General features: G+C 52.8%; 18 protein-coding genes. 10 read left to right on the forward strand and 8 right to left on the reverse strand.

Going from position 1 to position 20,461, the window contains the following annotated elements; genetic code table 11:
* Positions 1–215: 215 nt before the first annotated feature.
* Positions 216–785, forward strand: a complete 570-nt coding sequence (locus Q4606_RS04165) for a PEP-CTERM sorting domain-containing protein (RefSeq protein WP_303596443.1) — start codon at positions 216–218, stop codon at positions 783–785.
* 44 nt (positions 786–829) lie between these two features.
* Here the strand turns inward: Q4606_RS04165 and Q4606_RS04170 are convergent, their stop codons facing one another.
* Positions 830–4,024: an EAL domain-containing protein gene (locus Q4606_RS04170; protein ID WP_303596442.1), complete on the reverse strand. Its 3,195-nt coding sequence runs from the start codon at positions 4,022–4,024 to the stop codon at positions 830–832.
* A 142-nt stretch (positions 4,025–4,166) separates the two neighbouring features.
* Between Q4606_RS04170 and Q4606_RS04175 the strand changes: the two genes are divergently transcribed.
* Positions 4,167–4,601 (forward strand): SRPBCC family protein, encoded by a 435-nt coding sequence (locus tag Q4606_RS04175; RefSeq protein WP_303606758.1) that lies wholly within the window; start codon positions 4,167–4,169, stop codon positions 4,599–4,601.
* Between the two features lie 331 nt (positions 4,602–4,932).
* Here the strand turns inward: Q4606_RS04175 and Q4606_RS04180 are convergent, their stop codons facing one another.
* From Q4606_RS04180 to coxB, 4 genes are read right to left on the reverse strand one after another with little or no spacing between them, the layout of a single operon-like run.
* On the reverse strand, positions 4,933–5,742 hold the full coding sequence (locus Q4606_RS04180) for a cytochrome c oxidase assembly protein (protein WP_303606759.1): 810 nt from the start codon (positions 5,740–5,742) through the stop codon (positions 4,933–4,935).
* Complete coding sequence (locus tag Q4606_RS04185) at positions 5,733–6,089, reverse strand: hypothetical protein (RefSeq protein ID WP_303606760.1); 357 nt, start codon at positions 6,087–6,089, stop codon at positions 5,733–5,735. The genes Q4606_RS04180 and Q4606_RS04185 overlap by 10 nt, the downstream gene beginning before the upstream one ends.
* Positions 6,086–8,602: a cytochrome c oxidase subunit I gene (ctaD, locus tag Q4606_RS04190; protein WP_303606761.1), complete on the reverse strand. Its 2,517-nt coding sequence runs from the start codon at positions 8,600–8,602 to the stop codon at positions 6,086–6,088. The genes Q4606_RS04185 and ctaD overlap by 4 nt, the downstream gene beginning before the upstream one ends.
* Positions 8,595–9,251, reverse strand: a complete 657-nt coding sequence (coxB, locus tag Q4606_RS04195; protein WP_303596436.1) for a cytochrome c oxidase subunit II — start codon at positions 9,249–9,251, stop codon at positions 8,595–8,597. The genes ctaD and coxB overlap by 8 nt, the downstream gene beginning before the upstream one ends.
* 96 nt (positions 9,252–9,347) lie before the next feature.
* Here coxB and Q4606_RS04200 point away from each other — a divergent pair, with 96 nt between their 5' ends.
* Positions 9,348–9,827 (forward strand): DUF2231 domain-containing protein, encoded by a 480-nt coding sequence (locus Q4606_RS04200; protein WP_303596435.1) that lies wholly within the window; start codon positions 9,348–9,350, stop codon positions 9,825–9,827.
* Between the two features lie 32 nt (positions 9,828–9,859).
* Here the strand turns inward: Q4606_RS04200 and Q4606_RS04205 are convergent, their stop codons facing one another.
* Positions 9,860–10,294 carry a CopD family protein gene (locus Q4606_RS04205; protein ID WP_303606762.1) on the reverse strand — a complete coding sequence of 145 codons (435 nt, stop codon included), beginning with the start codon at positions 10,292–10,294 and terminating at the stop codon, positions 9,860–9,862.
* Between the two features lie 273 nt (positions 10,295–10,567).
* Here Q4606_RS04205 and Q4606_RS04210 point away from each other — a divergent pair, with 273 nt between their 5' ends.
* The 7 genes from Q4606_RS04210 (at position 10,568) to Q4606_RS04240 (ending at position 19,601) form a co-directional block, all read left to right on the forward strand.
* Positions 10,568–11,449: a tetratricopeptide repeat protein gene (locus tag Q4606_RS04210; RefSeq protein ID WP_303606763.1), complete on the forward strand. Its 882-nt coding sequence runs from the start codon at positions 10,568–10,570 to the stop codon at positions 11,447–11,449.
* On the forward strand, positions 11,439–13,847 hold the full coding sequence (locus Q4606_RS04215; protein ID WP_303596432.1) for an EAL domain-containing protein: 2,409 nt from the start codon (positions 11,439–11,441) through the stop codon (positions 13,845–13,847). The genes Q4606_RS04210 and Q4606_RS04215 overlap by 11 nt, the downstream gene beginning before the upstream one ends.
* 172 nt (positions 13,848–14,019) lie before the next feature.
* Complete coding sequence (locus tag Q4606_RS04220) at positions 14,020–14,421, forward strand: substrate-binding domain-containing protein (protein WP_303596431.1); 402 nt, start codon at positions 14,020–14,022, stop codon at positions 14,419–14,421.
* Positions 14,418–15,674, forward strand: a complete 1,257-nt coding sequence (locus Q4606_RS04225) for a hypothetical protein (RefSeq protein WP_303606764.1) — start codon at positions 14,418–14,420, stop codon at positions 15,672–15,674. Before Q4606_RS04220 ends, Q4606_RS04225 begins: the two co-directional genes overlap by 4 nt.
* An 18-nt stretch (positions 15,675–15,692) precedes the next feature.
* On the forward strand, positions 15,693–18,527 hold the full coding sequence (locus Q4606_RS04230; protein ID WP_303606765.1) for an EAL domain-containing protein: 2,835 nt from the start codon (positions 15,693–15,695) through the stop codon (positions 18,525–18,527).
* A 41-nt stretch (positions 18,528–18,568) separates the two neighbouring features.
* Complete coding sequence (locus Q4606_RS04235) at positions 18,569–19,024, forward strand: DUF4112 domain-containing protein (RefSeq protein ID WP_303596428.1); 456 nt, start codon at positions 18,569–18,571, stop codon at positions 19,022–19,024.
* Positions 19,025–19,145: 121 nt separating this feature from the next.
* A complete protein-coding gene (locus Q4606_RS04240) occupies positions 19,146–19,601 on the forward strand; it encodes a GatB/YqeY domain-containing protein (RefSeq protein WP_303606766.1) in 456 nt (151 codons plus the stop codon).
* 39 nt (positions 19,602–19,640) lie between these two features.
* Here the strand turns inward: Q4606_RS04240 and Q4606_RS04245 are convergent, their stop codons facing one another.
* Both Q4606_RS04245 and Q4606_RS04250 read right to left on the reverse strand, forming a co-directional pair.
* Complete coding sequence (locus Q4606_RS04245) at positions 19,641–19,838, reverse strand: hypothetical protein (RefSeq protein WP_303606767.1); 198 nt, start codon at positions 19,836–19,838, stop codon at positions 19,641–19,643.
* A gap of 104 nt (positions 19,839–19,942) precedes the next feature.
* A complete protein-coding gene (locus Q4606_RS04250; RefSeq protein ID WP_303606768.1) occupies positions 19,943–20,440 on the reverse strand; it encodes a DUF2780 domain-containing protein in 498 nt (165 codons plus the stop codon).
* Between the last annotated feature and the right edge of the window lie 21 nt (positions 20,441–20,461).

Below are 20,461 nucleotides of genomic sequence, written 5' to 3' on the forward strand. Positions count from 1 at the left end.
TTTTTTTGTTGCCCGGCTTGGGGGCAAGCCTTAGGTGTCGAGATTTTATACATATTTCTGGCTGACACTTTTCGACGGGTTGTGAGATATTTATAGGGTATTGTTTTTAAAGTATTTATGTTTTTTGGTGGGTTTTTTGCTTGTTAATGTTTTAACAATGACCAAGAGCCAGCTCTGTGTCGAAACATGAAGTCCTTCGTATAAGGAACAAGTAAATGAAAACATTAAGTTTAGCGTTAGGTGTGGTTGTGTTCAGTCTGGCATCGGCAGCGGCGCAGGCAGTACCCTTCATGTCCAGCCTTGGCGATGAATGCGTTGGTTGTACGCTGTCCGACCAAGTGGGTAACAACTACGTAGACCCAACCGGGACAGCTCTCGATGGAGCTGCCTGGATACAGGATACTGCAGGTTGGTTCGTAGATAATTCGGGATACCGAATCTGGGAGGAGGATCTGAACCTGACCGGCACTGACGCGATCATTGACTCTTTGTTTGTCTCTTATGATGACACCTTGCAGATCAAGAGCCAGGGCGTAACCCTGTTTGATTCAGAAGATTACGAAATCGACCAGCCCTGGACACAGGTTATAAATGTTTTTGACTATGTGTCTGCACCCTTTCTGATAGCTGGCGATGGTCGACTCAACTTTTGGGTCACTAACGACGAAAATTTTGCGACAGGTGTGATCTGGAAAGGCAATACAGCTGTTCCCGAGCCGGGTACATTGGCACTATTAGGTCTCGGCTTGGCTGGACTTGGATTTGCGCGGCGCAAATCCGCTTAGGTCTGCCAAGTAGCAAAGACAAAGGGAGGCATTTGCCTCCCTTTTCAGCTGCTTCCCGGCATCGTATTTTTCAAGAGAAACTCCTCAAATTCCGAGGCGGGCAGAGGGCGGGAGAAAAGGTAGCCCTGGCCATGATCACAGCCGATTTCCCGCAATAGGCGGTGTTGTTCGCTTGTTTCAACCCCCTCTGCAATGACTTTCAGCCCGAGCTTGTGCGCCATGATGACAATGGCCTCGGAGAGCACCAGGTCGTTTTGTTCCGTTTCGAGGTTTCGGATAAAAGACTGGTCAATCTTGAGGTAGTCGATATCAAAGCGCCTGAGGTAAGACAGCGCTGAATAACCCACTCCAAAATCATCAATGGCGACCTGGATTCCGGCATCACGGAACTGGAGAAGCTTGTCTGTTACGTCTTTGCTTGCATTTAGCAACAAGCCTTCGGTGATCTCTACGCTCAGGTGTTTTGTTTCCAGGCCGAGAGTTCGCAGGTAAGCCAGCCAGTCCATAATACTCAAAGCTTCACTCTGAAACTGTATTGGTGACATGTTCAGCGATACCTGTAACTCGGTATCAGACAATTCGCTCCACCGTTTTACCTTGGCCGCAGCCTCCCGAAACACCCAGTCGCCGATACCAACAATCAAGCCGGTCTCTTCAGCCAGAGGGATAAATTCAGCCGGGCTGATCATTCCACGCTCCGGGTGGTTCCAGCGTATCAGTGCCTCTGCTTTGCCGACGCGCCCGGTGGTGAGATCGATTATGGGCTGGAAATGAAGCTCGAACTGCCGGTTCTCAATGGCCGAGCGCATATCATTTAACAGTTTCAGGCGATTTCGGGCTTTATCGTGCAAAGATTGGGTGAAATAACTGAGACGGTTCCGCCCTGCTGCTTTTGACGCATACATGGCCTGGTCGGCGTTGCTTACTAACTGATCAACCTCTGACGCGTCGTCCGGGCAAAAGGTTATGCCGATGCTGGCCTGGATATAGATGATTTCGCCATTGATGAAGTATGGTTCTGCCAGCGCACTGATGATTTGTTCGCTCACCTTTTCTCCAGCAGCTGTATTTGCAAGCCTGGGCAAGATAACGGTGAACTCGTCACCGCTCATGCGGGCTACGGTATCTGAGTCCCTGACACAACTGTTAATGCGCGCTGCGGCTTTTATCAGTAACTGGTCCCCCACAGGGTGCCCGAGGGTGTCGTTAACATCTTTGAAATGGTCAAGGTCAATGAATAAAAGAGCGAGCAATGAATCATGGCGTAATGATTTTCGGATCTCCTGTTCCAGTCGATCCTGGAACATGTAACGATTTGGCAGGTCAGTCAGGAAGTCGTAGTTTGCCTGGCGCCATATCAGTTCGTCTGACCGAACTTTGTTTGTGATATCAGACCCCATCACTACATGACGTTGGATGTGCCCTTTATCATTGCGAATAACATTGATGGTGAGCCATGCAGGAAAGGCTTCGCCCGTATTGCGGCGGCTCCAGACCTCGCCCTGCCAAAAACCTCGCTGAGCGACTTCATCCCATATACCTTTGAAGAAATCGGCGGTTTGACGGCCCGAGTAGAGAAGTACAGGGTCTTTGCCCTCCAGGTCGCCAAGTGTGTAACCGGTTATTTTGGTAAACGCTGGATTGAGTGCAACGATTTTGTTGTCGGCGTCTGTTACCAGCACGGCTTCCGCGCTATTGATGTAGATTGACGATGCAAGGTGCAGCTCCTCTTCTGCACGGACTCTTTCAATAGCAATACCCACCAGGCTTGTCGCGCTCTCTATCAAAGCGACTTCCTGTTCGTCAGGTAACCCGGGCTCTTTGCGGTAAATAGCAAACGTGCCCAATACACCCCCTGATGCTGAACGTATGGGTTCTGACCAGCATGAGCCAAGACCTGCCCTGGCAGCTAGCTCCTTGTAGTTTTCCCAGTAACGGTGAGAGGCGATGTCTTCGACAATTGTGCGCTTTCCTGTGAAGGCAGCGGTTCCGCAAGAGCCGACATTCATACCAATCTTTACGCCATTAATAGCGTCGTTATAAAAGTCAGGCAAACCTGGCGCTGCCCCGCTCAACAAGTGCTCCCCTTCGCTATCCATAAGTAGAATTGAGCACATGGATTCGGGGTAAATCGATTCTGCCGATTCGATGACCAGCGACATGATTTCCATGAGAGAGCCGCCTTTGGCAACTCTTTCAAGAGTCTTTTGTCGCATTTGCTCGCGTCGCTCAGACAGCTTTCGAAGTGAAATGTCTTCAATCAGCGCTACTGTGTATGCGAGGCTGCCATCCTCGTTTCGAACAGCGCGCACGGCCAGGTGTGTATCAATTGCATTGCCAGATTTTTGGATAAATCGTTTTTCAACAGACAGCTCATCAATGTAGCCATCAATCAACTGCTCGTAGAGCGTCGCGTTGGGCTCCAGGTCATCAGGATGGGTCAGATCAGGCCATTTCGTTGCCATAATCTCTTCGGCTGTGTAACCAAGCATGTCGCAAAGCGCCTGGTTGACCTCTATCCAGCCTTTATCTGCATCTGTAGCGGCCATGCCAAACATTGAGCGCTCGAAATAGGCACGAAAACGTTGTTCACTGGCTCGAAGGGCTTCCAGGGCATGATGATGTGCTGTTCCCCGGTCAAAGTTGTCGAGGGCGAACGTAATGTCGCGGGCCAGTTCGTCGAGAAGGGCTGTCGTTTCGCTGTCGAAAAAGTCTTCGTCATTGTGATAAACCGACAAGACTGCAAAGGGTTGACCGCTCCGCTGGATGGGAAAACTGCCGCTGCTACCCCAGTGAAAATGGCTGGCCTTTTTATACCAGGGCGCCGTTAGAGGGTTGCTTGCCCAGTCATTTGTGATCATGGCAACGTTATTTCGGTAAGTCGTTGCCGATGGCCCGAGGCCTTCCGGTCTGTCCTCGCGTGTAGAAATTTGTATGTTTTTCAGATAATCCGCATTAGCGCCATAACTTTCTACCGGGATAATTTGTTCGGATTCGAGGTCGGCAACCCCGACCCAGGCCATGCTGACACCGCCGAAATCAACTGCAATCCGGCAGACAAGAGGAAACAGTTCTTCCTCGTCACTCATGCGGACAATGGCCTGGTTGATTTCGCTAAGTGCACGGTACATTTGGGTTAATCTGTGAATGCGTGCACTTTCCGACGAACGCAATGCCCCGGTACGTGTGTCCGGGTGCACTTTTTCTCGGTCGGCCTCGCTATCAGAAGATTTGGTCAATGTGCAGCTCGCTGTGGCCCGGGATTTACCCTTGTCTATCATTAGAGTGTTAGTTCTTTTGGGATGAAGTTCAAGTAAGTTGCGGGGGGTAGACTTTGGCACATCAAACTATTGTTCTAACATTTGAACTCAAGGGGGCAACATGTTTCGTATTTGTGTAGAGCGCACGCTTGCCAAAGACATTGATATCGTTTTTGAGGCCATATCTGATCATACCCGCTACCACCGGTTTCCTGGTGTTGATAAGTCCATCCTGGTTGAGTTGGGTGAGCAAGAAAAAAATGGTACCGGGGCACTGCGAATCATTGGGGCTGGGCCACTTGAACTGACGGAGCGTATTACGCGGTTTGAGAGGCCGGCCAGAATGCACTACCACATCGAGAAATCGAGACCTTTCTCTATTATGCACACTAAAGGTGAAATCATGTTACAGCCTGCAGGTGAGCGCACCAGAGTAACTTGGGTATCAGAGGGCCACATAAAAGCTCCCTTCGTCGGTCCGATTCTGGATAAGCTCGCTGAGCGCAGTTTTACGAAGGCTTTCAACTCACTTCTCAAGTCTATTGAGCGGCTTTAGTTGCTCACGGGTATTTTATCACACGCATTTTAATACGGGAGGCGCTTTATGGGTTTGGCTACCGCACTGCATGTGCTCTCTCCTGTGATCTGGGTTGGCGGCAAGCGGAGCTGGCGGCCGCTATCTCAAGGCTTGCTGAGCACTGATTGGGGGGGGCGAAGTGGTCTCCCACCCAAGCCCAGAATTCCTGCAAGGATGAACTTTGTAAGGTGAGCCTGCGTTGCAGCGCAGAGTGCGTTGTTATTTTTTAGGGTGTTTCAATTCGCTAGTTGAGTGCCAGTAGCGCTTGAAATGAAAACAGGGGGCTCCGTCTTCCCGGCCGACACAGTATTTATACCCGGTGCTGCAACCTCTGATACATTCTCCAGCCTATCCAGCCAGAAGCAATCAAATAAGGAATAGCGCCCAAGACCCACATAATCAAACCTGCCAACTGTTGGTCTTGCAGGCTGCGCCCGGCCCCATATAAAGGGTTTTGAGCGAAGGTGAGTATGGCCCCCAGAAAACCGGTATGTATCAGTGTAAAGAGCAAGGCAAACAATGCCCAACCAACGGTGCGCTGAGGACTTTTCAGCACGGACCACCAGAATAGGCCTGCGGTGATCAGGAAACACGCGTGTTCAACGAGGTGCCACCAGGGGTTCTCCAGGGCCAGGACGTAAAACCGGGGAATGTGCCAGAACCAGATCATCGCACCATGGAGGTACGCCAGATAAACCGGATGCTGTACCAGGTTAAGCAGGGGCATCCACAGGCGAGCCAGCAGTCGCCCGCTCCCTGCAGAGAGTTGCGGTAGGGGAGTGGTCAGTACCCAAAATGGCGCTATGATCACCATAAATACCATGTGCTGGACCATGTGAGCCGCGGCACTGCTTTCCGCCCAGTGGTCAAGAGGCCCCCAAAGCGCGAAAAAGCTGATGATCATGGTGCTATGAAAGCCCAGTGCTTGCGACCAGTGCGGCGCTACCCGCCGTGCGCCTAGGATGTAAGCAAGCCAGACCAGAATAAAAATGACCAGACCGATCAAGGCGGTCATCTGATCTGCGCCATCGCTGGTTATAGGACTATGGCCAAAGGCCGGCGAACTCAGGCCAAGCAGAGCTAAAATGATCCACGGCCCAGTGCGCGTTTTCATACACATGGCGGCAACCTTACGCCCGGCAGAACCAGCATCAATGATGCTACCGCTGATACCAGATAGACTGCAGCGGACGTTTTGCTGATGAATGTATTGAGAGGCTGGGCTTTGGCGGCAGATGACGGCGAAGAAGCCTTCCAGCAAGCGTAAGCGCAAGCCAATAGATAGCCGGTGACCATGAGCGCCACCACCAGGGACGCTGCATTTATCCACGTCCAGGCACCATCCCCCGCATCCGGTGGTGCGAAGGCACAGCCGATGGATAAGCCTCCATAGAGCAGGACAAACCACAGCGCCCAGATGATCAGCCCAAGAACCAGGTTTATTGGATGAAACGGAGAGGGAGTCATGGCGCTCCCCATACCATCGGCAACAGCGAAAACATGGCAAAACTGAGCCAGAAAACGCCCAGGGTATAGACCCAGAACGGCTGAATCACGATGGGTTCGTAAGGCAGACTGGAGCCAACATATCCCCGCTGTACCCGCAACGCCTGAAGTACTGTGAAGATCATCGCAAGCCCGCTGTGTAGCAAAAGGTAATAGAGTGCTACCGTCAGAACCGCGTCATGGGCCAACTCCGTCGGTTGTAATGACGATGTTTGCAGCACCCAGGCCAGCAAGCACCAATGGGTGAATCCGATGGCCGAAGCAAGCCACAGACGCAGGCCAAGGCTGCCTGCATTGCGTTTGCGCAGTCGGGAGACAGCACCATGGTAGATCATTACCGCAAGGGTTAGCAGTATCCCGCTTGCTGCCAGAGGAATCAGTGCCAATGGGCTTGTTTCGGGCGTTGACCATTGTGGCGCAGCCGTCCAGAGATAGAACCAGCCAAACAACAGCGAAACATAGAGGGTTCCATTGGCCATCAGGCTGACCACCATGCCCCATAGCCCGGGGCCATCACAGGTACGGGAGTGCAGTGGTGGGTCCACGGGATCGTTGGCATCTACTGGCGCGGCTCTGGGGTGGGCGCCGTTCTCCCAGCTCCAACGCAGCACCAATACAAGCGCTACCGCAGCGGCTGCCAGAGCTATCAGGTAGGCTTTGATCAGCAAGCTGACGCATACCACCGCCAGGACTGTGGCAGTCATCAGGGGTAGCCAGGAGTTGGTGGGCAGGTGAACCACTTCTCTGACTTTACCGGTGACAGCATCTGATCCATATATATCCCGCCTCAGGCTCTGGACTTCCGCCAGACCATGTTCGCCTGCGGCGATGCTTTCTACGAGCTCGGGGTTCTCCCACATCGGATGCCGGGTGGTGATATCGGGCATACTCGAAAAATTATAGGCATTCACTGGCATTGGGATGGCCCATTCCAGAGTATCTGCGCCCCAGGGATTCTGCTCAGCTCGGCGACCAAAGCGGAAATGCAATACGATGTCGACAATGATCACTGCGACACCGATCGCCATTATGAATCCACCGATGGAGGAAATGAGGTTGAGCCAATCCCAGCCTAGCCCCGCTTCATAGGTGTAGACTCGCCGGGGCATGCCCAGCAGCCCGGTAAGATGCATCAGCAGGAAGGTGGTATTGAATCCACCGAAAAACAGCCAGAACCCCCAGCGGCCCATTTTGTCCGAGGGCATACGGCCGGAAACATGGGGCAACCAATAGTAAAAACCGGCGATCAGCGGAAACAGCATGCCACCGACCAGCACGTAATGCAGGTGAGCGACCACAAAGTGTGTGTCGTGAACCTGCCAGTTGAAGGGCACCAGCGCCAGCATCACGCCCGTCAGTCCGCCGCAAACGAAGACCACCAGAAACCCGACGATCCAGAGCATTGGCAGGTGAAACACTACTTTGCCCTGCCAGAGTGTTGCCAGCCATGCAAAAATCTGGATACCTGTGGGAACCGCTACCAACATGCTGGCTATGGAGAAGAAAGCCTGGGCCAGCTGCGGGATGCCCACAGTAAACATGTGGTGTACCCACAGCCCAAAGCTGACAAACCCCATGGTAATAATGCCCAGCACCACCCAGCGATAACCCACCAGCGGATGCCGTGCGAACACCGGAATTAGGGTAGATACAATCCCTGCTGCAGGCAGGAAGATGATGTAGACCTCCGGGTGTCCAAACATCCAGAACAGGTGCTGCCATAGCAGAGGGTCACCACCGCCAGAGGTTTCAAAGAATACGAACCCGACTGCACGCTCGAGTTCAAGCAACACACTGCCGAGGATCAGGGGTGGAAAGCCAAATACGATCATCAGCGCCATCGCGAGGATGTACCAGCAGAAGATTGGCATTTTGTTGAGGGCCATGCCGTTGGCACGAGTTCGCAAAATGGACACGACCAGCTCTACGCCGGCGGAAATCGCGGATATTTCCACAAAGGTGATGCCCAATAACCAGAAGTCCGAGCCCGGGCCAGGCGAATAAGTGTTGCTGCTCAGAGGCGTGTACATAAACCAGCCGGCATCCGGCGCTACCTCAAGCACCAGGCTGGAGAGAATAATCACACCACCAAACAGGTAACAGTAGTAGCCCAGGGCGCTCAAGCGAGGGAATACAAGGTCCCGGGTGCCGATCATCTTTGGCACCAGATACATCGCTACCCCTTCGAGCACCGGGATCGCAAACAGGAACATCATCACCGTGCCGTGCATGGTGAAAATCTGGTTGTAGAGGCTGGCCTCAATAATCTCCTGCTCGGGCATCGCGAGTTGTGTGCGAATTAACATCGCTAACACGCCACCGATCAGAAAAAATATCATCCCGGTGGCCATGAACCTGAACCCTATGGAGGTATGGTTCACTGCTGCCAGAGCGCCCCATCCGGGTAAATTGCCCCACACATGTTCCAGTTGCGCTTCCCGTTTGCAGTTTGCCTCTTCTGACAGGTTAGTCATTAACGGTCTCCTCGCGGAGCCATGCCTGGTAATCTTCCGGGCTGTATGCGGTTACCGTAAATTTCATATGAGCATGATGGGTGCCGCAGAATTCGGCACACTGGCCACGATAGGTGCCGGGTTCATCTGCTTGCAGGCGCAGTACATTCGTGCGGCCAGGTAGCATATCCAGTTTGCCTCCCAGGCGGGGAACCCAGAACGAATGAATAACATCAGCACTGGTAAGGTGAAGGTCAAGGGGGACTCCGGCTGGAACGTGCAGTTCGTCCTTCAGCTGAATACCTGAGTCCGGATATTGCACTTCCCACCACCATTGGTGTGCCGTGACGTTGATCCGGAGCGCTTTCCCTTCTGCAGGTGGCAGAGGTAGCATTTGATGGCCGGCGGGGACGCCAAACGCCAGAATCACTGCCATACTGGTGATCGGCAGTACCAGGCCACCCCAGAGAATCCACCGGTTCTGGACCTGCCTGGCTCGAGCTTTCGACACGGGCTCCGGGGCACGCCTGATGGCGTATAGCCAGAGCCCGACCACGACCACAAGAACGAATGTGAACCAGCCAAACATTCCCCACCACAACCATGCTGCCGAGAGAGCGTTAGGGCCGGCGGGAGAAAGCGTGGAAAACTCGCCCTGACATCCGGCCAACAATCCACCTGTGCCAATTACACCCAGGGCTGCTACTCTTTTTATTTCTGACGGAGAACAACTCCTGCTTCGCAACTGCACGCTCTGAGGGTAGCCATGGCCAAGGAACACATCGTCAGTCGTATGTCGATTATGGGTCACCCGATCCACCCCATGCTGATCCATTTCCCGGTGGCCGCTCTGCTGCTGCTTATCGCAACGGATATTGGTTACGTTATGACCGGAGACTTTTTCTGGGCTCGCGCCGGCGTCTGGCTTGCGGCTATAGGAATGGCTGGTGGCTGGTTGTCTGGCTCGGTCGGGTTGCTGGATCTTGTCATCGTTAAGCAGATACGTCAGCTCATTACCGCGTGGTGCCACGCGTTGCTGGCAGTGATGCTGCTTTCCATTGCCACCCTTAACTGGTTTCTGAGGGTGGGCGAGCCTGATCAACTTATTGTGCCCTGGGGGCTTTATCTTTCTCTGCTTACCGGTGTGCTGATAACCATCACCAGTCTGCTCGGCGGCGAGTTGGTCTACGATCATGCCGTTGGTGTTTCCCCTGAAAAGATGGCAGAACGTCGGCAGGACCCCTGATGAGTCAGTAAGTCTGGCGAGTTTGCTGTACCTCATGGAATGCTCTCGAAAGGGGGCTTGGAGAGAACAACCCACAGCACAGCGATAATCAGCGTGCCGGTCACCAGAGCCGAAGCCAGGCACCACCGCCGCACCGGCTTACCACTGCCGCTCTCCGCCCGCAGAATCAACAATCCAAGCAGCGCGTGATTAATGACCAGCAACACCACAAGGGTCAACTTGATGATCAGCCAGATACCGATATTGTGATAAACAACGAATACGAGTGTGCCTGCAATAATGGAAGACAGAGCAATTGGTGTCGCGACATGAGTAAAGAGTAGCCGCGGAAGACGTTGACGGAGCACCAGGCTGTTTTCGGTCTCTGAAGAGGTATAAACAGTGCCGGACACCAGCGCTGGAAGGTACACAAGCAGGGCAGTCCAGAAGAGCAGTGCCACAATGTGAAGTATAAGGAGCCAGTTCAAGTTGAAAACAACCTCTCTGGTGCGGTGGCTTGTTTGTGTTCTAACCTTGCGAAGACCTTATCACTGACCTGATAGGCGTACAAAGTCCGTTGCGGTAAAGCAGGCCTGGCTTATTTGCCTGGTTCATGCAAAAAGGTAGCCCAGCCATCCAGGCTGTTTTCAATACGTTACAATGTCGTCGAGGACATCAGGGAATAGGTGAATTAGAGTTCATTAAACCGGGGTGTTTTCCCGACGCATGGCCGTAGGCTTTTAGATCTTCTGGTGAAGCTGATGTATCGATTGTTTGTCATCATGATGAGCGCAGTGCTTCTTGGAGGCTGCGGCAACTTAAAGACGGCTGAGGTTCTGAGTCGCACCGGTGACGCGCTTGTTAAAATCGGGCAGAAGACGCCTGCTTCCGGTCTTGATCAAGAAGTCAGGCCGCTTTTCGAGCAACCGTATATTGATCCGTTAACGGAGTATTTGCGGCGTCATGAGGGCGATTCAACCAAAACGGCGCAGCTCGATCAGGTAAGGCAGGAGCGCGAACGCCGCTGTGCTGCAGTTGCTCTTCGTTATAACAAAGATGAGATTTCCGAAACCGGCTTGGCACTTTATCGTCGAGGCTATGGCTTTTCATGTCCGCAGGATGTGGCAGCCTATGAGGCGCGGCTTGAAGCCATGCAGCACCCGCCAAAATCCGTGCAGAAGGCTGTCAGCGCAAATCCAGGGGCGTCGGATTTAGAGGGTGTTGGGAGCGGGGCTCACGACGATGCAACTGCTGAGCCAGAACTCAAAGCCGAAACTGTTACAGAATCCCGTGAGTTGAATGATTGCTACCTGCTCACCCGCATTCGAAATTTCAGTGGTGCATTGGAGGCCTGTCGTGGCCCCGCCGAAGCCGGCGTTGCAGGTGCGCAGGCAAGTATGGCGCAAATTCATAGCGCTCTGGGACACCATGAGCAAGCCTATCAATGGGCAATACAGGCCGCGACAGAGTCTGGCCAGGCAGCCTATCTTCTTGGCGAAATGTATGCTCATGGGCATGGCGTCGCACAAGATAAGGCGGCGGCAATAAAGTGGTTCAAAGTGGCTGCAGAGCTTGGCCAGGCAGAGGCTCAAAAGGCTCTGGATGATCTGGCTTCAGCCACTGCGGATACCCATGCCGGTTAATCAGCTGTCGCGGTCAGTCGTTTCCAGGTGGCTAAGGCCACATCTGGGCTTCTGGCGCAGCAGCTACGCCATGCATACCATCATGGGGCTTCTTGTTCTGCTGGTTGCGCTTTTTGCTGTCGGCATGTTCCTGTTATCTCATCTCAACCTTAGCTACTCCCAGCAGGCAATGTACGAGTTGCGCCGGGACCAGATCCGCGATGTGTTTTTCACCGGGCTGGTTCGGATTGATGCCCGTCAAATTGCGTTGGAGAGCCAGGTAGCGACTCTCGCGACAATTGGGGAGACGTTCTACCGGTTATCGAGGGAACGGCAGGGTTCGCCACAGTCCCAGCGCCAACTTCAGGGCCAGCTTGAAAAAGCTTTGCAGAGCCGACTTGAGAGTGAAGGCGGTGTTTCTGGTGCCGGCCTTTGGTATCAGCCGGGCATCGTCGCACCAGCCGGCGAACGTTATGCGCCTTATCTGGTCAAGGGCGAAGTTGGTGGCTCCCGAGTGCAATCACGATCAACTGACTTCCTGCAGACCCACTGGTATGGGCTTACTCTGGGCCGTGCCGACGCCCTCAGCCCTAAAGTTGACGCTCCTGTCTACTGGTCACCTGTGTACTTTGATATGGCAACCGAGCGCGCCATTTTAACTCTCGCTTTGCCGATGGTCAGTGCCGAGGGTGAGTTGATCGGTGTCGCGACCATTGATTGGGCATCGGATCAGGTGGTGGATCTGGTCAGCCGAATGGAGGTTACGCAAAACAGTTTTTCTTTTCTCAACGATCGCAACAATCGGAATCTGTCCAGCCTCAGTCAAAACCAGGACCCGATTCAGGAGCAGATGTTGATTGATGCCATTCTCGCGGCGAACCTTTCGGAAAAGGATCTGGGTGTGCCGAAAGCATCAGGTGATAGCCAAACACCTGAAGAACGCCTGCGCACACGTCAGCTTGAGGTGGACGGCCGACTCTATGAGCTGTATTACGCCACTACGCCGGCAGGCATGGTCTACGGTGCCGGGGTTCCAAAGGACGAGATCGACCGCGTGCTGGTACCCATGCGTGATACCAATTACCGGATTCTGCTGATTACGGGTTCGATTCTGCTGATACTGAGCCTTTACCTGCTATATCGGATCGCGCAGCTCATGCATGAGTTGCAAGCGTCCTATACAGATGCCCTGACCGGTCTGCCTAATCGTGTGCGTTTGCTGCGAGATTTGCAGGATAGACAAGATGCCTGTCTCATTCTCCTGAACCTGGATCGGTTCAAGGAAATCAATAGCTTGTTTGGCAATGACTGTGGCGACGCCGTTTTGCTGGCCATGCGCAAGCAGGTACGAACGTTTGTCCGCACTCACTCTCACCCCTTTGGGCTTTCTCCAGAGCTTTATCGTTTGTCCAGTGATGAATTTGCGCTCTTGGGCCCTGGTGTTGCTGAGTCTCGGGTGCGCACTTTCGCCAGTGAATTGATCGACTTTCTTTGTTCGCAAAAGGTTATCTGGCGGCAGCAGGTGTTAACCCTGGACACCAGCGCAGGCATTGCCTTCCAGAGAGAGCGTAAAGATGACGCCGCAGCTGACCGTTTGCTCAACCAGGCGACCATCGCTGTTTTGCAGGCACGGGACCAGATGCGTCAGTACCTGTTTTATGATCAAAGCCAGGAAGTAGAAAAAGGGTACGAGAAGAATCTTTACTGGGCCCGTCGTTTGAAAGAAGCGATCGAGGCCGGCACCTTACGTCCATACTTTCAGCCAATTCACGACAACGTGCAGGGCAGGTTTACCAAGTATGAGTGCCTGGTGCGAATGGATGACCCCGAGCATGGTGTGATTGCTGCCGGGCAGTTCATTGAGGTGGCCAACAAGCTACGCCTTAATCGACAGATCACCAGAATCATGGTGGAAAAAGCGTTCACTGCGTTTGCCACACAGCCCTATGCGTTTTCTATCAACTTGTCCTATGTTGATATTGTAGATCCCGAAACCCTGGCCCTGATTCTGGAGCACCTGCGAGCTAGCAATATTGGCGAGCGTGTGATCTTTGAGATTCTGGAGTCTGATGGCATCGGCAGTTATGGCGATGTTTTGCAGTTTATCGAAAAAGTTAAATCTTTCGGGTGCCGGATTGCAATAGATGACTTCGGTACCGGCTATTCCAATTTTTCCCACCTGCGCAAGCTGAACGTGGATTTCATCAAGATAGACGGTAGCCTCATTCGCTATCTGGCGCAGGATCATACGGCGTTTCTGGTGACCAAAGGTATTGTGCAGTTCGCCCGGAGTATGGGGATCAAGACAGTAGCAGAATTTGTACACAGCGAAGCAGTGCAGGAGCGTGTTGTGGAGCTTGGTATCGATTTCTCCCAAGGAGAATACTTCGGCATGCCTGCGCCAGGTATCAAAGGTTAACACTTTACTACATTAAGGATTAACTTTTGGTCATGAATTCGGTTAGCATTCACCACAAAGGAGTTTTTGCTAAAGCTGTTGCTTGAAGTTGCCTTCTCAAGTGCACAAAAAATAAATGGGTCTTATGGATAGAGCTAACTGCGGTTACTTGAGAAAAGGATTCAGCGCGCTAGTGTTCATCGCGCTGTTTTCTCTTACCCAACCGCTACTTTCGGCCCCGAAAGTCATAGTCAACGACGATGCAGGCATCACCTCGCTGGACTCCTCCCACCTGAGCCAGATCTTTGCCATGCAAATCCGAAAGTGGCCAAACGGCCTCGCGATCGAAGTCTTCACGTTACCTAGCGAGAATGAACTTCACCGCGAGTTCGTCATTAATCGGCTGCATATTCAAACCCACCAACTCGACCGCATCTGGAACCGGATGCTTTTCACCGGAACAGGCAAAGCACCAGCCGTTGTCAATTCTCAGGCTGAGATGGTTGAAATGATTCGAAGCACACCCGGTGCAATTGGGTATACCTCCGCAGACTACCCGACGGGAAGTATTGTGACCCTGGGAGATAAGGAATGATGAGCAAGTTCTCCTCGGTGATTCTGGGCATTATTGCCGCAGTAATTATGGCACCGGCAACCGCACTTGAGCTGGGAAGCTCATCAGAGCTCCATGGGTTCGTGAGTCAGGCGTACCTGTACAGTCCGGATAATCCATATGCAGGTACCGATTCCCTTGACGGTTCTTTCAAGTTCCGTGAAATCGGCATAACCGGTTTTACTGAAGTATCTCCGGAGTTTCGATTGGCGGGGCAAGTGATCAGCCGGCAACGAGACGAAAGCGATGATGGTGATTTGCGGATTGACTTTCTGCTGGCGGATTACCTTTTCTACAGTGATATGGGTACGACCGCCGGTGTTCGTCTCGGCCGGGTAAAGAACAACGTAGGCTTTTATAATGCCACTCGGGATATACCTTCTGCCCGGCCCGGTTTTAATGTGCCAGACTCAATCTATTTCGACTCTTTACGAGACAGCATTCTGTCTACCGATGGCATTAATCTTTATGGTTCTCGGTTGTTTCAGGGTAACCAGCTGAACTGGGAGGTCTTCGCCGGTCGAAAAAGCGTTGAAAGTGAGCGCCTTGAGTATTATATCTTCGGCCGCCCGGTAAGTGAGGGTGAGTTTAACGATATGTCTCTTTATGGGCTGAATCTGAATTTCGTGCCGGCAGCCCAGAGGAGCCTCAAGCTCGGCTTCAGTTTGCTGGACTCGGGTGTGGATCTGGACAACCCCCAGAGTGTTTCCAATGCTCAAATGGCGTTGTTTGCGGCAGGACCGGCAGATATTGCCATGAACGCACAAAACTATGTCACGGGCACGAGAGTTGATGTCTTGTTTGCCATCCTCTCGGCTCAGTACAGCTACCGCGACTGGGTGATCACGGCGGAGTATATGAACCTGTTCAGCGACCTCGAACTTCAGATCGCAGGAGTGGAAAGCGACAGGAGCAACACCACCGAAGCTTATTATCTTCAGGTTGAGTGGCTGCCGACGCTTGCCACCTCTTGGTTTGTCCGTTATGAAGAGCTGTACCTCAATAAGGACGACCGTTCGGGCGGCAACCTGTTGTCGCCGAACGATCCATACCGGGGATTTGGCAAGGGCTGGAGCTTGGGTGGCAAGTGGATGTTCTACCCTCGATGGACAGTCACCGGACAGGCCAGCTTCAATGAGGGCACAGCATGGCTGCCCAGCTACAGTGGCATAGAAGATTATAACGTCAGTAAATACTGGAATTATTATGTCATCTCGCTGACCTTTCAGTTTTAGCGGCGCGGGCGCACAGCGATGTTTGTCAGCATCAAGTGGAAGGCAGTTGTATTTCTCAGCCTGGTATTGGTTGTGATTACTGCCGCCTGGGTCGCGCAGCACGTTTTCAAAACGTTCGATTACTATGAAAACCGGGTGACAGATATACACCTGCAGCAGGAGCGCGTAATTGATCGCCAGCTGGAGGAGAGTGCCCTTCGCCTGTCCCAACTAGCCCAGCTGATCGCTGAAACACCGCAGATTCAGGCTGCGGATGAGAGTAATCCGCAGGCGGAAATGAACCAATTCCTCCAGCGCGAGTGGTTTAAGCTCAACCTTAATACCGGACTCGATTACCTTGCGGTCTATTCGGCACAGGGAAATCGACTGGGCTCTGCAATGAATCTGGTTTTTTTTCGTGATCCGGCCGGCTTGAGCCAGGCAATTGATCAGCTTGTGCAGGCGAGAGAGCCAGGAACGCCTCAATCTTTCCTGTACTGTGGTTTTGGCTGCTCCCAGTTCGTCATCGAGCCCTTTGTGCTGCAAGATGGCTCCGAAGCTGTGATGGTAGTGGGTCAGAATATTGCCGACGTAATCCAGCATTTTCAGCAGATATCCACAGACGACTTGGCCATTATTCTTGACGGCCTGGCCGCAGACAATGCCGATACAGGGAATGAACGCTCGCTTGGCAATTGGAACAAAAGAGTATGGGCGGCCAGTAATTTTTCACAAACCTTTGCTCAGCTCAAGGCCGTTGAAGCAATAGCACCATTCAGCATCCTTCGCAGTGACCAGGCCTTTGTTCATGAATCACGACGAGTGCTTTTCAACACGCTTGACCTGACCCGCTTCAAAACTATGGGCACTGCGCCGCACTTCGTAGCAATCATTGACGACACCTGGCAATACAACAATCTCGTCAATTCCGTAAAAACCAGTCTGTTGATAGGGGTGCTGGCGCTGGTCATTGCTGAAGTCCTTCTTGTCATGCTGATACTAAGCCCCCTGCGACGCCTGATCGCAGTTGTCGAGGCGCTAAACTTATTGCCAAAGCATGAATATGAGCAAGCACAGAAGAAAATACAGGGGCATCGGGGCTATCTCAGCGACGAGCTCACTCTGCTTGAGAAAAGTACCCGTTTTGTCACCCAGGAACTGAACACCTTGCATACCGAAGTTGAGCAGAAAAACCATTCGCTCAAAAGCCAGATTGCCATCATTTCCCGTTCCCGAGCTTTCCTTGAGCGCCTGATTGACAGTTCGCACCTGTTTATTGCGACCCACACCATGAATGGCGATATTCTGACTACGAATACGAGATTTGAGAGGGAGTTCAACAAACCGCTGACAAGCTTTAGGGAGATCTTTAAATCAGACGCTGTCTATGCGGACTACACAAGCAAGATCGCCCTCCTGCAAAACGGTAAGCTTGACGCCATTCAGTTCGATGCAAAGTTCACGAACGATCAGGGACACACCGTCTTCGCAGACTGGACCTGCTCTCTGGTCGAAAATGAAAACGGGCAATCCGTCGTCCTTGCTACGGGCGTAGATCTGACCCAGCGGAAACGTGATGAACAAGCACTGGAATGGCTGGCAAATAACGACCCTTTAACATGTATAGGAAACCGTCGGGCCTTTCAGCATGATTTGGCCAGCGCTCTCGAAGCCGGGACCGCGGGTGCCATCGTCTTCATCGACATTAATCGGTTCAAGCAGATTAATGATCTTTATGGCCACGCGGTCGGTGACAGCGTGCTGATTCAGATCGCGAATTCACTGACCGCGAGTGTACGAGCCAGCGACTCCATCAGCCGGCTGGCAGGGGATGAATTTACCGTTATCCTGCCAGGAGTTACCCCGGCTCAGCTTCAGGCTGTGCTCGTTAAACTCTCGACTCAGCTCAACGGCGAAATTCTGATCCCGGCCGAGGGGCGGACCGCCGAGTACAGTGTCAGTATTGGTGCCGCCTTGATTCCAGATCACGGTACCACCGAGCAGGAACTGGTGGTGCATGCAGACATGGCGATGTACCAGGCCAAGAAAAAAGGCGTCAACCAATGGCAAATCTTTGACCCCGCAGACAATAATCTGGAGGGGCTGCGCCGCGACCACGCTCTGACGGCGTTGTTGAAGCGCGCCTTGGCCGAAGACGGTTTGTTCGAGCTGCATTTTCAGCCGATTCTGTTTCTTGAGGAGAACAGGATCAGCCACCACGAGGTCCTGCTGCGATTGAAGGACAGTTATGGCACTCCGGTTTTTCCCAGCGAATTCATCCCCGCAGCAGAGCGTATGGGACTGATCCGATTGGTTGATACCTGGGTGCTGGAAAGCGCCATCCGAAGATTGGCTGCTGAGAATGCTGAAGGGGGTGCCACGTGTTTTGCTGTCAATGTGTCGGCGCCAACGCTTCAGACGGCGGATCTACCCAGGATATTGACTGATCTGATTCGCAAATATCAAATAAGCCCCGGGCAGCTGATTCTGGAGCTGACAGAAACCGCCTATATAGAAAACTTCCAGATGGTTCTGTCGAACCTGGAGGAAATCAACGCTACGGGTGTCATGATTGCCCTGGACGATTTCGGCGTGGGCTTCTCATCATTCAGCTATCTCAAGAAGCTGCCCTTGAGTTACGTTAAGCTCGATGGCTCTTACATTCTGGATTTGGACAAGAATCCGGATAATCAGGTGTTTGTTGAAAGTCTCACCAACATGGTTAATGCATTCGGGATGCAGACGATTGCGGAATTTGTCGAAGATGAAGTGACGCTGCTTAAGTTACGGGAGCTGGGCGTTGATTTCGCGCAAGGCTACCATATTGGCAAGCCATCACCCGTATTGGTGAGGACGACAGCAACCCCACGCTGATAGAATAGTCGATATCGGGTTTCTGACTTTCTGGATGTTCTATGGCCAAACCTACCGAAGCCCGTCAGAGGGCGATTCTTGCGAGGCTGGACAAGTTCAGCCGCTTTACTGACAGCAGTATTGGTATTCCTTTCACTCGAGTCCAGATCGGGGCAGAGGCTGTTATTGGATTGTTGCCGGTGGTAGGCGATGCTGCAGGCCTGGTGCTGGCAAGTTATGTGTTGGTGGAGGCCCAGCGTGCCGGAGCCAGTAAGGATGTAAAGCTGCGCATGCTGCGCAATATGGGTATCGATTTTGTTGGTGGTCTGTTGCCTTTGGTCGGGGATGCCTTTGATGCGATTTATAAGGCCAATACTCGTAATACCCGGTTGCTGAGAAACTATCTGGAAGAGCAGCTAACGGTGGAGCCGCCCCCGCCACCATTTCCCTGGAAAACCCTGATCGGATTGTCCATTCTGTTTGGTGTTATTACCACGGGCGTAGCCTTCGTTTTTTAACTGTCTCTTTCTTCAGCATGTCCCGTTCAGCAGCGTCCGGTGTGTAGTATCCTTTCGCTACACTCGTCTCTTTGATTATTGCGAAGTTCATTCTCTTAACTATTGGAACAGGAGCTCAACAATGGCGGAATCATCACTCAAGGAACAACTGAGCAGTGCGGTTAAAACTGCGATGCGGAACCGGGATAAACTTCGGCTTGTCACTCTTCGTACGGCGCAGGCCGCGATCAAGCAGATTGAAATTGATGAACGCCGCGAGCTGGGTGACGAAGACGTTCTGAAAGTGCTGGATAAAATGCTCAAGCAACGCCGCGATTCTGCCCGCCAATATGACGATGCTGGTCGTCAGGAGCTGGGTGATACTGAGCGGGCGGAAATGGTGATTATTGAAGAGTTCATGCCTGCAGCTCTTACGGAGGATGAACTGGACAACCTGATTAGTGCGGCAATCAACTCAACCGACGCCCAGGGAATGCAGGACATGGGGCGCGTGATGAATGAGCTACGTCCACAGGTGCTTGGCCGGGTGGAAATGGGCCATCTGGGTAAGAAGGTGCGAGCCGCATTGGCGGGCTAATGCCCGCTTGATATCTGTATGGAGCTGGCAGGAAGCAATTCAGTGACGCGGGTTTTTGTCGTCGGAGGAATTGTCATCGGATAAACGCTCACCGGATGAGTCGTCACCTGGCCGGAGGTAGTAGTCCTTTTCTTCGAAGGTTTTCATGTCAGGGTCTTCAACGTTGTTCTTGCGACGGCCCTGATATAGCCAGAAAGCTACTGCTGCGCCAATAATGATCAGGATGATCCACTTCATGGTTGTTCCTCCGCCCATTGGTATGCTCTACATTCAGGCATGCCGCAGGGCGGTCCGTCAATATTGAACGTGGCGTAGCATTGTAGCTTCTGTAAGCCTTGCTCTTAACTGGCAGGTGTCCACAGGCCCTGTAACTGGCCTAGCAGAGAAGAGCCAACGCCCTGGTCTCCCAGGAAACCCATCACGATTGGCACGAACTGCTGAATCATGGAACTGTCCATGCCCAGTGCAGAAAAGGCCGACTCGACCCCGCTCATGGATGAAATGTTGGAGAGCATGCTTTCCGTCAGGCTATTGCCGCCGCCTAGAAGGCTGGACAGGCCTGAGGCCTGGCTGGTGAGAGAGCTCATAGTGTTGGCGCCTAGCTCACTTTGGGCCAGTTGCAGCAGTGCACCTGTGCCACCTGCGGCTTGAGCTTCGGTAACACCGAGCTGTTCTTCAAGCTGACCCATCAGTTGTTGGGCTTCGCCGTTGACCTCTGTTGCTGAGGTGAGTGCGGCTGTTCCGCTGGACAGAGCGCTATCCAAGCTGAAAGCACCAGCAGAGGGTGCTAGCAGATAAATGCTCGAAACAAAGAGAAACTTTTTGAGAATAGCGTTCATTGTGGTGTCCTAGGGTATGAA

The sequence above is a fragment of the Marinobacter sp. 1_MG-2023 genome (assembly GCF_030549045.1).
In the GTDB taxonomy this organism is placed as follows: Bacteria; Pseudomonadota; Gammaproteobacteria; order Pseudomonadales; family Oleiphilaceae; genus Marinobacter.

Coding starts and splice junctions, on each gene's coding strand:
- Q4606_RS04240 (WP_303606766.1), top strand. CDS start 19,146: ATGGCGGAATCATCACTCAAGGAACAACTGAGCAGTGCGGTTAAAACT.
- Q4606_RS04230 (WP_303606765.1), top strand. CDS start 15,693: ATGTTTGTCAGCATCAAGTGGAAGGCAGTTGTATTTCTCAGCCTGGTA.
- Q4606_RS04165 (WP_303596443.1), top strand. CDS start 216: ATGAAAACATTAAGTTTAGCGTTAGGTGTGGTTGTGTTCAGTCTGGCA.
- ctaD (WP_303606761.1), bottom strand. CDS start 8,602: ATGACTAACCTGTCAGAAGAGGCAAACTGCAAACGGGAAGCGCAACTG.
- Q4606_RS04245 (WP_303606767.1), bottom strand. CDS start 19,838: ATGAAGTGGATCATCCTGATCATTATTGGCGCAGCAGTAGCTTTCTGG.
- Q4606_RS04235 (WP_303596428.1), top strand. CDS start 18,569: ATGGCCAAACCTACCGAAGCCCGTCAGAGGGCGATTCTTGCGAGGCTG.
- Q4606_RS04200 (WP_303596435.1), top strand. CDS start 9,348: ATGGCCAAGGAACACATCGTCAGTCGTATGTCGATTATGGGTCACCCG.
- Q4606_RS04180 (WP_303606759.1), bottom strand. CDS start 5,742: ATGTGTATGAAAACGCGCACTGGGCCGTGGATCATTTTAGCTCTGCTT.
- Q4606_RS04250 (WP_303606768.1), bottom strand. CDS start 20,440: ATGAACGCTATTCTCAAAAAGTTTCTCTTTGTTTCGAGCATTTATCTG.
- Q4606_RS04175 (WP_303606758.1), top strand. CDS start 4,167: ATGTTTCGTATTTGTGTAGAGCGCACGCTTGCCAAAGACATTGATATC.
- Q4606_RS04210 (WP_303606763.1), top strand. CDS start 10,568: ATGTATCGATTGTTTGTCATCATGATGAGCGCAGTGCTTCTTGGAGGC.
- Q4606_RS04225 (WP_303606764.1), top strand. CDS start 14,418: ATGATGAGCAAGTTCTCCTCGGTGATTCTGGGCATTATTGCCGCAGTA.
- Q4606_RS04185 (WP_303606760.1), bottom strand. CDS start 6,089: ATGACTCCCTCTCCGTTTCATCCAATAAACCTGGTTCTTGGGCTGATC.
- Q4606_RS04215 (WP_303596432.1), top strand. CDS start 11,439: ATGCCGGTTAATCAGCTGTCGCGGTCAGTCGTTTCCAGGTGGCTAAGG.